General features: G+C 55.5%; 11 protein-coding genes. All 11 read left to right on the plus strand.

The window, feature by feature from the left end:
- Window positions 1–7: 7 nt before the first annotated feature.
- A complete protein-coding gene (mutL, locus tag IBT46_RS01375; protein ID WP_200543349.1) occupies window positions 8–2,029 on the plus strand; it encodes a DNA mismatch repair endonuclease MutL in 2,022 nt (673 codons plus the stop codon).
- Window positions 2,022–2,972 (plus strand): tRNA (adenosine(37)-N6)-dimethylallyltransferase MiaA, encoded by a 951-nt coding sequence (gene miaA / locus IBT46_RS01380; protein ID WP_200543351.1) that lies wholly within the window; start codon window positions 2,022–2,024, stop codon window positions 2,970–2,972. The genes mutL and miaA overlap by 8 nt, the downstream gene beginning before the upstream one ends.
- Window positions 2,973–3,074: 102 nt before the next feature.
- Window positions 3,075–3,386, plus strand: a complete 312-nt coding sequence (hfq, locus tag IBT46_RS01385) for an RNA chaperone Hfq (protein ID WP_105592088.1) — start codon at window positions 3,075–3,077, stop codon at window positions 3,384–3,386.
- A gap of 199 nt (window positions 3,387–3,585) precedes the next feature.
- Window positions 3,586–4,866, plus strand: coding sequence for a ribosome rescue GTPase HflX (gene hflX, locus IBT46_RS01390; protein ID WP_200543359.1), 1,281 nt, complete (start codon window positions 3,586–3,588; stop codon window positions 4,864–4,866).
- A gap of 68 nt (window positions 4,867–4,934) precedes the next feature.
- The gene (gene hflK / locus IBT46_RS01395; protein WP_200543361.1) at window positions 4,935–6,188 is read left to right on the plus strand and encodes an FtsH protease activity modulator HflK; all 1,254 of its coding nucleotides are present in this window, start codon (window positions 4,935–4,937) and stop codon (window positions 6,186–6,188) included.
- Between the two features lie 3 nt (window positions 6,189–6,191).
- Complete coding sequence (hflC, locus tag IBT46_RS01400; RefSeq protein ID WP_200543363.1) at window positions 6,192–7,196, plus strand: protease modulator HflC; 1,005 nt, start codon at window positions 6,192–6,194, stop codon at window positions 7,194–7,196.
- 98 nt (window positions 7,197–7,294) lie between these two features.
- Window positions 7,295–7,495: a DUF2065 domain-containing protein gene (locus IBT46_RS01405; protein ID WP_105592084.1), complete on the plus strand. Its 201-nt coding sequence runs from the start codon at window positions 7,295–7,297 to the stop codon at window positions 7,493–7,495.
- 135 nt (window positions 7,496–7,630) lie between these two features.
- Window positions 7,631–8,929 (plus strand): adenylosuccinate synthase, encoded by a 1,299-nt coding sequence (locus IBT46_RS01410; RefSeq protein ID WP_200543365.1) that lies wholly within the window; start codon window positions 7,631–7,633, stop codon window positions 8,927–8,929.
- 197 nt (window positions 8,930–9,126) lie between these two features.
- On the plus strand, window positions 9,127–9,570 hold the full coding sequence (gene nsrR / locus IBT46_RS01415) for a nitric oxide-sensing transcriptional repressor NsrR (RefSeq protein WP_105592082.1): 444 nt from the start codon (window positions 9,127–9,129) through the stop codon (window positions 9,568–9,570).
- 16 nt (window positions 9,571–9,586) lie between these two features.
- Window positions 9,587–12,034 carry a ribonuclease R gene (rnr, locus tag IBT46_RS01420; protein WP_200543367.1) on the plus strand — a complete coding sequence of 816 codons (2,448 nt, stop codon included), beginning with the start codon at window positions 9,587–9,589 and terminating at the stop codon, window positions 12,032–12,034.
- An 88-nt stretch (window positions 12,035–12,122) separates the two neighbouring features.
- Window positions 12,123–12,860, plus strand: a complete 738-nt coding sequence (gene rlmB / locus IBT46_RS01425; RefSeq protein ID WP_105592080.1) for a 23S rRNA (guanosine(2251)-2'-O)-methyltransferase RlmB — start codon at window positions 12,123–12,125, stop codon at window positions 12,858–12,860.
- The last annotated feature ends 46 nt before the right edge of the window (window positions 12,861–12,906 follow it).

Below are 12,906 nucleotides of genomic sequence, written 5' to 3' on the forward strand. Positions count from 1 at the left end.
GACAGTTATGCCCATTCAGGTGCTACCACCGCAGCTTGCTAACCAGATTGCCGCTGGCGAAGTGGTAGAGCGCCCGGCCTCCGTGGTGAAAGAGCTGGTGGAAAACAGCCTGGATGCGGGGGCTACACGGATTGATATCGATATCGAAAAGGGCGGGGCAAAGCTGATTCGCATCCGTGATAATGGTTGCGGCATCGGCAAAGACGAACTGGCGATGGCCCTGGCCCGCCACGCGACCAGTAAAATCACCACGCTTGACGATCTTGAGGCAATTATCAGTCTCGGATTTCGCGGTGAGGCGCTGGCCAGTATTAGCTCGGTTTCCCGGCTGACGCTCACCTCGCGCACCGAGGACCAGAGCGAAGCCTGGCAGGCCTATGCGGAAGGCCGCGATCAGGCGGTGACCGTGAAGCCTGCGGCGCATCCGGTCGGAACGACCCTGGAAGTGCTCGACCTGTTTTATAACACGCCCGCCCGCCGCAAATTTATGCGCACCGAAAAGACCGAGTTTACCCATATCGATGAAGTGGTGCGCCGCATTGCGCTGGCGCGTTTCGATGTGGCGATTAGCCTCAGCCACAATGGCAAGCTGGTGAGGCAGTACCGTGGCGTCAGTGATGATACGCAGCGCGAGCGGCGGCTGGGTGCAATTTGCGGCACCGCGTTCATCAGCCACGCGCTGGCGATTGAGTGGCAGCATGGTGAACTGGCGCTGCGCGGCTGGGTTGCCGATCCCGCCGGGTCTAAGGTGCTGAGCGAGCTACAGTATTGCTATGTTAACGGTCGCATGATGCGCGATCGGCTGATTAATCACGCTATTCGTCAGGCCTATCAGGATAAGCTGGGCGATCAGCATCAGCCCGCCTACGTGCTGTATCTTGAAATCGATCCGCATCAGGTCGATGTCAACGTTCACCCGGCAAAGCATGAGGTGCGTTTCCACCAGTCGCGTCTGGTGCATGATTTTATTTATCAGGGCGTGGTGAGCGTGTTGCAGGAAACCGGCCAGGAAACGCTGGCGGATCTTGAACCCGGTACGCCTGCCGATCGCTGGCAGCCTGAAAATCGCCAGGCGGCGGGTGGAAATCATTTCTCCACGCCTGCACCATCGGATGCAGACTATTCTGCGGGTGCGGGTGCGGGTGCGGGTGCGGGTGCGGGTGCGGGCCCAGCAGCGGGATTCCGTCTGGACCACGCTGCAACAGAGGTTCCTCGTTCATCTGTCGGCCCGTCACCCTCTTCAACAGATAATATGCGCAGCGTTTCTGGCGGAGGTTCCTCAGAACGCGCATCCGGTGGCCTGGCAGGCGCAATGTTCCCGCACCGGCGGCAGGAGCCGGTTTATCAGAAACGTGAGGGTGCCGCTTATCAACAGCTGATGAATACGCCGCCAGCGCGATGCAACGAACCTGCTTTGCCCGTGCCGGAAAAAAGGACTCCGCAACCGCTACCTGAAACACCGCTTAGCGGCCATGCGCACAGCTTTGGCCGCGTGCTAACGGTGTTACAGCAGCATTACGCGCTGGTTGAAAGTTCAGAACGCTTATCGCTGGTCGCCCTCGCCGTTGCCGAACGCTGGCTGAAGCAGGCGCAGCTGGAACCGGGTACGGAAGGACTTAAACCGCAGCCGCTGTTGATCCCGGTACGACTCAAGCTCGATAAAGCCGAGCGAGAGGCGATGGGCCATTCGGCCACATTGCTAAATCAGCTGGGTATTGAACTGCTTGCGGAAGGCCAGCATGTGATGCTGCGCGCGGTGCCTTTACCATTACGCCAACAAAATTTACAAAACTTGATTCCAGAACTGTTAGGCTACTTGGCCCGGCAGCAGGATGTTTCAGCCAGTCAGATTGCGCAGTGGTTAGCGCGTCAATCGGTTTCTGAACATCAGCACTGGAATCACTCGCAGGCGATTGCCCTGCTGGCCGACGTTGAACGACTTTGCCCGCAGTTAGTGAAATCGCCACCTTCTGGATTAGTGCAAATTATTGATATTAATACGGCGATGAACGCCCTGAAGTATGAGTGAACAATCCACGGCTGGCCTGCCTAAGGCAATATTTTTGATGGGGCCTACGGCCTCCGGCAAGACCGCGCTGGCAATAGCCCTGCGTCAGGCGCTGCCGGTAGAGCTGATTAGCGTAGATTCCGCACTGATTTATCGCGGAATGGATATCGGCACCGCCAAGCCTTCTGCGGAAGAGCTGGCATTGGCGCCTCATCGTTTGCTGGACATTCGCGATCCCGCTGAAAGTTATTCAGCGGCAGAGTTTCGTCGCGATGCGCTGGCTGAAATGGCGGAGATTACCCAACGCGGGAATATTCCGTTGCTTGTTGGTGGCACCATGCTTTATTACAAGGCGTTGCTGGAAGGATTATCCCCACTGCCCGCGGCTGATCCTGAAGTGCGTCAGCGTATAGAGCAAATGGCGAGTGAGAAGGGCTGGGAAGCACTTCATCGCCAGTTATGTGATGTTGATCCCGTTGCAGGACGTCGTATTCATCCGAATGATCCCCAGAGACTTTCGCGAGCACTGGAAGTTTTTTTTATTTCGGGTAAAACTTTAACGGAACTGACAAAAACGTCTGGAGACGCGCTGCCGTATGATGTTCACCAGTTTGCTATCGCGCCAGCGAGTCGTGAACTGATCCATCAGAGAATAGAGCTGCGTTTTCAACAGATGCTGGCGTCAGGATTTGAAGCGGAGGCTCGGGCGCTCTTTGCACGAGGTGATTTGCATACGGATATGCCTTCCATTCGTTGTGTTGGTTATCGCCAGATGTGGTCATTTTTGTCCGGTGAAATTGATTACGATGAAATGGTTTATCGGGGAATTTGCGCAACCCGGCAGTTAGCTAAACGTCAGATAACCTGGCTACGCGGTTGGAAAGATGTCCACTGGCTTGACAGTGAACAGCCCGAAGAAGCGTATTCCAGAGTGTTACACGTTCTTAGTGCGAAGCCTGGGTGATTGTGTACAATTGGTGCGTTATCGTGCGCAAATTTTTTACGTCGTATTTCGAATCGCAAGGTTCTTAAGTTACAAACAACAAGCATATAAGGAAAAGATAGAATGGCTAAGGGGCAATCATTGCAAGATCCGTTCTTGAACGCACTGCGTCGTGAACGTGTTCCGGTTTCGATTTATTTGGTGAATGGCATCAAACTTCAGGGTCAGATTGAGTCGTTTGATCAGTTTGTCATTCTTTTGAAAAATACGGTTAGCCAGATGGTGTATAAGCACGCGATCTCAACCGTTGTTCCGTCCCGTCCCGTTTCCCATCACAGCAATAATGCGGGTGGCGGTAGCAACAACTATCATCATGGCGGAAGTAACCAGGGGGCATCTTCTCAGCCTCAGCAAGACAATGATGACGCAGAATAAATAGCGCCGCTGTCTATCCATGACGGGGAGTTGTTCCCCGTCCTGGCATAACGTTTTATCCTGATTTTCTCATCTCGCCCAGGCGGGATGATATTGCGTAAAAATGCCGTTAATTGAGCTGGCGCGCCATGTTTAAGCTGATTTTGATGCAGTATGGCCATCGGGTAGCAGGTTCAACCAGGTTCTGAGAGGTTTAAGTTTGTTTGACCGTTATGATGCCGGTGAGCAGGCCGTACTGGTACACATCTATTTTTCGCAAGACAAAGATATGGAAGATCTACAGGAGTTTGAAACTCTGGTTTCTTCCGCTGGCGTTGAAGCGCTCCGTGTCGTTACCGGTAGCCGTAAAGCACCGCACCCTAAATACTTTGTCGGTGAAGGAAAAGCTGTAGAAATTGCCGAAGCGGTTAAAGAGAGCGGGGCTTCCGTGGTGCTTTTTGACCACTCGCTCAGCCCGGCGCAGGAACGCAACCTTGAAGCGCTCTGTGAATGCCGCGTGATTGATCGTACCGGACTCATTCTGGATATCTTTGCGCAGCGAGCCCGAACTCACGAAGGTAAATTACAGGTAGAACTGGCGCAGCTGCGTCATCTTGCGACTCGTCTTGTACGCGGCTGGACGCACCTTGAGCGCCAGAAAGGCGGTATCGGTTTGCGTGGCCCGGGTGAAACCCAGCTCGAAACTGACCGTCGGCTATTAAGAAATCGCATTACGCTGATACTTTCCCGTCTTGAGCGTGTTGAGAAGCAGCGCGAACAGGGCAGGCAGTCGCGCAGCAAAGCCGATGTGCCGACCGTTTCGCTGGTGGGCTATACCAACGCCGGTAAGTCCACCCTGTTTAACCGTTTGACGTCTGCCGATGTTTACGCAGCCGATCAGCTGTTTGCGACGCTCGATCCGACGTTACGCCGGGTGAATGTTGCTGACGTTGGCGAGGTTGTGCTGGCGGATACAGTAGGCTTTATCCGCCATCTTCCCCATGACCTGGTTGCGGCGTTTAAAGCCACGCTGCAGGAAACGCGTCAGGCGACGCTGCTGCTGCATATTATTGATGCTGCCGATGTCCGTCTTGATGAAAACATTGAAGCGGTAAACGTCGTGCTGGAAGAGATCGAGTCTGATGAGATCCCCAGCCTGCTGATTATGAACAAGATTGATATGCTGGAGGATTTCGTCCCGCGTATCGATCGTGATGAAGAAAACCTGCCGATCCGCGTCTGGCTGTCCGCACAAACCGGCGAGGGGATCCCGCTACTGTTCCAGGCTCTGACTGAGCGTCTGGCCGGTGAAATCGCGCAGTATGATTTGTGTTTGCCGCCGGAAGCGGGGCGGCTGCGCAGTCGTTTTTATCAGCTTCAGGCGATAGAAAAAGAGTGGAATGAGGATGATGGGAGCGTAGGTTTACACATACGCATGCCGATCGTTGACTGGCGACGTCTGTGCAAGCTGGAGCCGGAGCTGGTGAATTACATTGTTTGACTGATTTTGCCTGACACGCGTATCCCGGCTTGGGATACCACCGCACACACAATTAATGGAGCATAAACATGGCGTGGAATCAGCCCGGAAATAACGGACAGGACCGCGACCCGTGGGGAAGCAGCAATAATCAAGGCGGCAACTCTGGGGGAAATAAGGGAGGACGTGATAAAGGTCCTCCTGATTTGGATGATATCTTCCGTAAACTGAGCAATAAGCTTGGTGGTCTGGGCGGTGGCAAAAAAGGTGGCGATGGCGGCAATGGTAACGATCAGCGTCGCTCCGGTAACACCGGGCGTCTGGTCAGCATCGCGGCAGCGGCTGTAGTGGTCATTTGGGCCGGTAGCGGCTTCTATACCATCAAAGAAGCCGAACGTGGTGTGGTAACTCGTTTTGGTAAATTCAGCCATCTGGTTGAACCTGGCCTGAACTGGAAGCCAACCTTTATCGATCAGGTCCGCGCAGTTAACGTTGAGGCGGTGCGCGAGCTTTCTGCCTCCGGGACGATGCTGACCTCCGATGAAAACGTTGTGCGCGTTGAAATGAACGTGCAGTACCGCGTCACCAACCCTGAACGCTATCTGTTCTCGGTGACCAGCGCGGATGACAGTCTGCGTCAGGCAACCGACAGCGCCCTGCGCGGCGTGATTGGTCGCTCAACGATGGACCGCATTCTGACCGAAGGCCGTACTGTCGTGCGTAGCGATACCCAGCGCGAACTGGAAGAAACCATTCGCCCTTACGATATGGGAATTACGCTGCTGGACGTTAACTTCCAGACCGCGCGTCCGCCGGAAGAAGTGAAGGCCGCATTTGACGATGCGATTGCCGCTCGAGAAAACCGCGAGCAAAAAGTGCGTGAGGCGGAAGCCTATGCCAACGGAGAAATCCCGGTAGCGCGCGGTAAAGCCCAGGAAACGCTGGAGCGAGCCCGTGCTTATAAAGCGCGCGTGACGCTGGAAGCGCAGGGTGAAGTGGACAGCTTCGCACGTATTCTGCCGGAGTATAAAGCTGCACCGCAGATTACCCGTGAACGTCTGTATATCGAAACCATGGAACGTGTACTGGGCCATACCCGTAAAGTGCTGGTGAACGATAAAGGCAACAGCCTGATGGTTCTGCCACTGGATCAGCTGATGCGTGGCCAGACTGGCAGCGCAGCGGCAAGCAGCGGAGACAGCACCAATCTGCTGCGTATGCCTCCTGCCAGCACCGGTAGTGAACGCGCCAGCAGCAGTACGTCGTTCAGCCCGGACGACATCATGGATCAGCGCCGGGTAAACTCCCAGCGTAACGATACCCAGCGCGAAGGGAGAGAGTAATCGATGCGTAAGCCATTAATCGTACTATTGATTGTTGTGCTGGTGGTGCTGTACGCGTCACTGTTTGTTGTACAGGAAGGCCAGCGCGGCATTGTGATGCGCTTTGGTAAAGTTCTGCGTGATGATGAGAACAAGCCGCTGGTCTATGAACCAGGCCTGCACTTTAAGATCCCATTCCTGGAATCCATGAAGCCGCTTGATGCCCGTATCCAGACCATGGATAACCAGGCCGACCGCTTCGTGACCAAAGAGAAGAAAGATCTGATCGTTGACTCCTATATCAAATGGCGCATCAGCGATTTTAGCCGCTACTACCTCGCCACCGGCGGTGGTGATGTCTCTCAGGCTGAAGTTCTGCTGAAACGTAAGTTCAGTGACCGTCTGCGTTCTGAGATTGGTCGCCTGGATGTAAAAGATATTGTCACCGATTCACGTGGTCGCCTGACTACCGACGTTCGCGATGCGCTGAACACCGGTAGCGCGGGTACGGACGATGAAGTGGCCACGCCGGCAGCGGACGATGCGATTGCTTCCGTCGCCAAGCGTGTTGAGAGCGAGACCAATAGCAAAGAACCGTCGATCAACCCGAACAGCATGGCTGCGTTAGGTATTCAGGTGGTGGATGTACGCATCAAGCAGATCAACCTGCCAACTGAAGTGTCTGACGCGATCTTTGCCCGTATGCGTGCAGAACGTGAATCCGTTGCCCGTAGCCAGCGTGCGCAGGGTGATGAAGAAGCAGCAAAAGTGACCGCGCAGGCGGATTATGAAGTTGCCTTCATTGGTGCTCAGGCAGAACGTCAGGCGCGTATCACCCGCGGTGAAGGGGATGCAGAAGCGGCGAAACTGTTTGCTGATGCGTTTAGTCAGGACCCCGACTTCTATGCGTTTATGCGCAGCCTGCGTGCCTATGAGAACAGCTTCAAGAGCAATCAGGACGTGATGGTACTCAGCCCGGACAGTGACTTCTTCCGCTTTATGAAGAATCCGTCTACCACGACGCGCTGATAATCTGTTATAACTGCAAAAGGCCGGAATTTCCGGCCTTTTTTTATGGCCGGAATCTGTCCGGCTGGGCTGGCAAAACAGTAACGAGATCGACGAAGATGAATGCAATTGTGTGGATGGCGGTGGGCCTGGTGTTGGTTTTTGAAGGCTTAGGGCCAATGCTGTGGCCACGTATCTGGCGACGAATGATTTTGTCGATGGCGCAGCTCCCGGATGCATTATTGCGCAGGGTCGGCGGCGGGCTGGTTGTGGCAGGTGCTGTGATCTACTACATGATTAGCGTACGTAACGGTGGCTAAATCCACCCTGGTTTGTGATATCGAGCCAGTTATGGCGATTGTCGGCAAAAAAGTACGCAATCGTATGCTAAAACAGCTGAAAGACTAAAATGACGATGGTAGAATCCATTTTTAAGCAATCGGTGATTTTGAGAAATGGGTAAGAACGTCGTCGTACTGGGCACCCAATGGGGTGACGAAGGTAAAGGTAAGATTGTTGACCTCCTGACAGAACGTGCTAAATACGTAGTGCGCTATCAGGGCGGCCATAACGCTGGCCATACGCTAGTCATCAACGGTGAAAAAACCGTCCTCCACTTAATTCCATCTGGCATCCTGCGTGAAAACGTGACCAGCATCATCGGCAACGGTGTTGTACTGTCTCCGGCTGCGCTGATGAAAGAGATGAAAGGTCTGGAAGATCGCGGCTTCCCGGTACGCGAACGTCTGTTCATTTCTGAAGCCTGCCCGCTGATCCTTGAGTATCACGTGGCGCTGGACGTTGCGCGCGAAAAAGCACGCGGCGCGAAAGCGATCGGTACGACCGGTCGCGGTATCGGCCCGGCTTACGAAGATAAAGTGGCTCGTCGTGGCCTGCGCGTTGGTGACCTGTTCAACAAAGAAACCTTCGCGGCCAAGCTGAAAGAAGTAATGGAATACCATAACTTCCAGCTGGTTAACTTCTACAAAGCCGATGCGGTTGACTACGATAAAGTGCTGGCGGATACCCTGGCAATTGCCGATATTCTGACCGGTATGGTGGTTGACGTGTCTGAACTGCTGGACGGCGCGCGTAAGCGTGGCGAACTGATCATGTTCGAAGGCGCACAGGGTACGCTGCTGGATATCGACCACGGTACTTATCCGTACGTGACCTCGTCTAACACCACTGCAGGTGGCGTGGCAACGGGTTCAGGTATCGGTCCGCGCTATGTTGATTACGTTCTGGGTATCGTTAAAGCCTACTCCACTCGCGTGGGTGCAGGTCCGTTCCCAACCGAACTGTTCGACGAAACCGGTGAGTTCCTGTGCGAGAAAGGCAACGAGTTCGGTGCTACCACCGGTCGTCGTCGTCGTACCGGCTGGCTGGATGCGGTTGCCGTGCGTCGCGCCGTGCAGATCAACTCCCTCTCTGGCTTCTGCATGACCAAACTGGACGTGCTGGATGGTCTGAAAGAAGTGAAAATCTGTGTGGCATACCGTATGCCGGACGGCAGCGAAGTGACCACCACTCCGCTGGCAGCAGAAAACTGGGAAGGTATCGAGCCAATCTACGAAACCCTGCCAGGCTGGAGCGAAACGACCTTTGGCGTGAAAACGCGCGATGGTCTGCCGCAGGCAGCGCTTGATTACATCAAGCGCGTTGAAGAAGTGACCGGCGTACCGGTTGATATTATTTCAACCGGTCCGGACCGTAGTGAAACGATGATTCTGCGCGACCCGTTTGACGCATAATTGTATTTCAGGCCGGGCATTGCCCGGCCAGATCCTTTCCTGCACTGGTTTCCTGCCGTCCCCGTCAGTTCGTTTCACCAATGCCGCTTGTTTAAATAAAATCGCCCCTTTGCGGTGGCTGGTTTATTATCATTGCTAACAAAGTCCATTCTTAAGCGGATTACAGCTTCAATACGGGTTTTATCCTTGAGGTTACTGTGCAGCTAACCAGTTTTACCGATTACGGCTTGCGTGCGCTGATCTACCTTGCCTCTCTGCCAGAGGGCCAGATGACCAGCATCACCGAAGTGACAGACACTTACGGCGTGTCCCGTAATCATATGGTCAAAATTATCAATCAACTTAGCCGTGCCGGCTATATCGCGGCGATGCGCGGTAAAAATGGCGGTATTCGCCTGGGCAGACCGGCTGAGGAGATAGTGATAGGCCAGGTAGTCCGTGATATGGAACCGCTTCAGCTGGTGAATTGCCACAGCGATTTCTGCCATATCACCTCTGCCTGTCGCCTGAAAAAGGCGCTGCATGATGCTGTCCAGAGCTTCCTGCGGGAACTGGACAATTACACCCTGGCTGACCTGGTGGAAGATAACCATCCGCTTTACAAAATTTTGCTGACCGACCGCGTGTCGCTCAGCAGCTGACAACGGAGGAACCTCGATGTCAAAAGATCCCTTTCAGGAAAGAGAAGCTGAAAAGTACGAAAACCCGATCCCCAGCCGTGAGTTTATTCTCGCGCACCTGGACAAACGTGAAAAGCCTGCCAGCCGGGAAGAGCTGGCGGTAGAGCTATCCATTAACGGTGAAGAGCAGACCGAAGCGCTGCGCCGCCGCCTGCGCGCCATGGAGCGCGACGGGCAGCTGGTCTTCACCCGCCGCCAGTGCTACGCACTGCCGGAACGCCTCGATCTGTTAAAAGGCAAAGTCATTGGCCATCGTGATGGTTTCGGCTTCCTGCGTATTGAAGGCAGCAAAGACGATCTTTATCTCTCTGCCGAGCAGATGAAGATGTGCATGCACGGCGATATCATTCTCGCTCAGGCCATGGGCGCCGATCGCCGTGGCCGCCGCGAAGTGCGCGTGGTGCGCGTGGTTGAACCGCGCAGCGCACAGATTGTTGGCCGCTACTTTACCGATGCGGGCGTCGGCTTTGTCGTTCCCGACGACAGCCGCCTGAGCTTCGATATTTTAATCCCGGCCGAAGAGCTGATGGGCGCAAAAATGGGCTTTGTGGTGGTGGTGGAGCTGACGCAGCGCCCGACCCGCCGTACGAAAGCCATTGGTAAAATCGTCGAGGTGCTTGGCGATAACATGGGCACCAGTCTGGCCGTTGAAATGGCGCTGCGCACCCATGATATTCCGCACGTCTGGCCGCCAGAACTGGAGAAACAGATCGCTCACCTGAGTGAAGACGTGCCGGAAGAGGCGAAAAAAGGCCGTGTGGATCTACGCGATCTGCCGCTGGTCACCATTGATGGTGAAGATGCCCGCGACTTCGATGACGCCGTATTCTGTGAGCGTAAGCGCGGTGGCGGCTGGCGTCTGTGGGTTGCCATTGCGGACGTCAGCTACTACGTGCGCCCCGGCACGCCGCTGGATGCCGAAGCGATTAACCGTGGTACATCAGTGTACTTCCCGTCGCAGGTTGTACCGATGCTGCCGGAAGTGCTGTCAAACGGCCTGTGCTCGCTGAACCCGGAAGTGGATCGCCTGTGCATGGTGTGTGAGATGACCGTATCCTCCACCGGTAAACTGACCGGCTACAAGCACTATGAAGCGGTCATGAACTCGTTCGCCCGCCTGACCTATAACAAGGTGTGGAACATTCTGCAGGGCGATCAGGATCTGCGCGAGCAGTATCAGCCGCTGGTGAAAGACCTGGAAGAGCTGCACCGCATGTATCTGGCGCTGGAGAAATCCCGTGAGCAGCGCGGCGGTATCTCGTTTGAAACGGAAGAGGCGAAGTTTATCTTCAACGCTGAACGCCGTATCGATCGTATTGAGCAGGTCTCCCGCAACGACGCGCACAAGCTGATCGAAGAGTGCATGATCCTCGCCAACATCGCTTCGGCGCGCTTCGTGGAGAAGAATAACGAGCCTGCGCTGTTCCGAGATCACGATCGTCCAAGCGATGACAGCATCAAAAGCTTCCGTTCCGTGCTGAACGAGCTGGGCCTGACGCTGCTGGGCGGCAACAAGCCGCAGCCGCTGGACTATGCCGAGCTGCTCAGCCAGATCGCGGGCCGTCCTGACCACGAAATGCTGCAAACCATGCTGCTGCGTTCCATGAAGCAGGCGGTGTACGATCCGGAGAACCGTGGCCACTTCGGCCTGGCGCTGGCTTCGTATGCGCACTTTACCTCGCCGATCCGTCGTTATCCGGACCTGCTGCTGCACCGTGCCATTAAGTACCTGCTGGCGAAAGAGAACAACACGCTGCAGGGGAACACCACGCCAACCGGTGGTTTCCACTACGATCTGCAGCAGATGCTACAGTTTGGCCAGCACTGTTCGATGACCGAGCGCCGTGCTGACGAAGCGACGCGCGACGTTGCCGACTGGCTGAAGTGTGACTTTATGCAGGATCAGGTGGGTGAAACCTTCAGCGGAGTGATTTCCAGCGTGACCGGCTTTGGTTTCTTCGTGCGTCTTGACGATCTGTTTATCGACGGCCTGGTACACGTGTCGACGCTGGACAATGACTACTACCGCTTTGACGCCGTCGGGCAGCGCCTGATCGGCGAGTCCGGTGGCCGTACCTACCGCCTGGGCGACTCGGTGGAAGTGCGCGTCGATGCCGTGCATATGGACGAGCGTAAGATTGATTTCGCACTGATCTCCAGCCAGCGTAAGCCGCGCGGTGAAGGGAAAACTGAGCGTGAACGCGAAAAACGCGGTGTGGCCAAAAACAGCGGTAACCGCCGCCGTGCTCCGCGTCCGGGTAGTAAAAACTTCGAGCCGGACAGCGACTTCCGCAAAGCGGGCGAGTCAAAAAACGCCCAACCGGCGAAAAATGAAAAAAAGCCACGCAAGCCGTCGGATAAAACACGTAAAATCGCCGCCGCCACCAAAGCGAAACGCGCAGGGAAAAAATCCGACCGCGACTAACTGAGCGGTGTGAATAACCGGCAGCAGGGGGCGAGCGTTGACGCGTTTGCCCCTTTTAACTGAATGATGACCTTTGAGTAACTGAACCATGAGTGAAATTGTTTTTGGTATCCACGCCGTACAGGCGCTGCTGGACAGCGACCCCCAGCGTTTCCAGGAAGTCTTTATCCAAAAAGGGCGCGACGATCGCCGCTTACAAACGCTGGTGAAAGCGCTGGAAGCGCAGGGCGTGGTGATTCAGGTGGCGAACAAGCAGATGCTGGACAGCAAGTCTGAAGGTGCCGTGCATCAGGGCATTATTGCCCGCATTAAACCGGGCCGTCAGTATCAGGAAGGCGATCTTCCCGATCTGCTGGAGAGCCTGGAAAGCCCGTTCTTCCTGATCCTCGACGGCGTGACCGACCCGCATAACCTGGGGGCCTGCCTGCGCAGCGCCGACGCTGCGGGCGTTCATGCGGTTATCGTACCGAAAGATCGCTCCGCCGCCCTGAATGCGACCGCGAAGAAAGTGGCCAGCGGTGCCGCTGAGCATGTGCCGCTGATCCGTGTGACCAACCTGGCACGCACCATGCGCCAGTTGCAGGAATCCAACGTGTGGATCGTCGGCACCGCCGGTGAGGCCGACCACGACCTGTATCAGAGCAAAATGACCGGCCCGATGGCGCTGGTGATGGGTGCAGAAGGCGAGGGCATGCGCCGCCTGACGCGCGAGCACTGCGATGAACTGATTAGTATTCCGATGGCGGGCAGCGTGTCTTCACTGAACGTTTCCGTCGCGACCGGTATTTGCCTGTTTGAAGCGGTACGTCAGCGCAGCGTTAAGTAAATTGTTCGGGGCGTGACCTGCGCCCCAGCATTCTTCGCCCCTCGTT

It is taken from the genome of Erwinia sp. S38, from assembly GCF_016624545.1.
GTDB lineage: Bacteria > Pseudomonadota > Gammaproteobacteria > Enterobacterales > Enterobacteriaceae > Erwinia > Erwinia coffeiphila.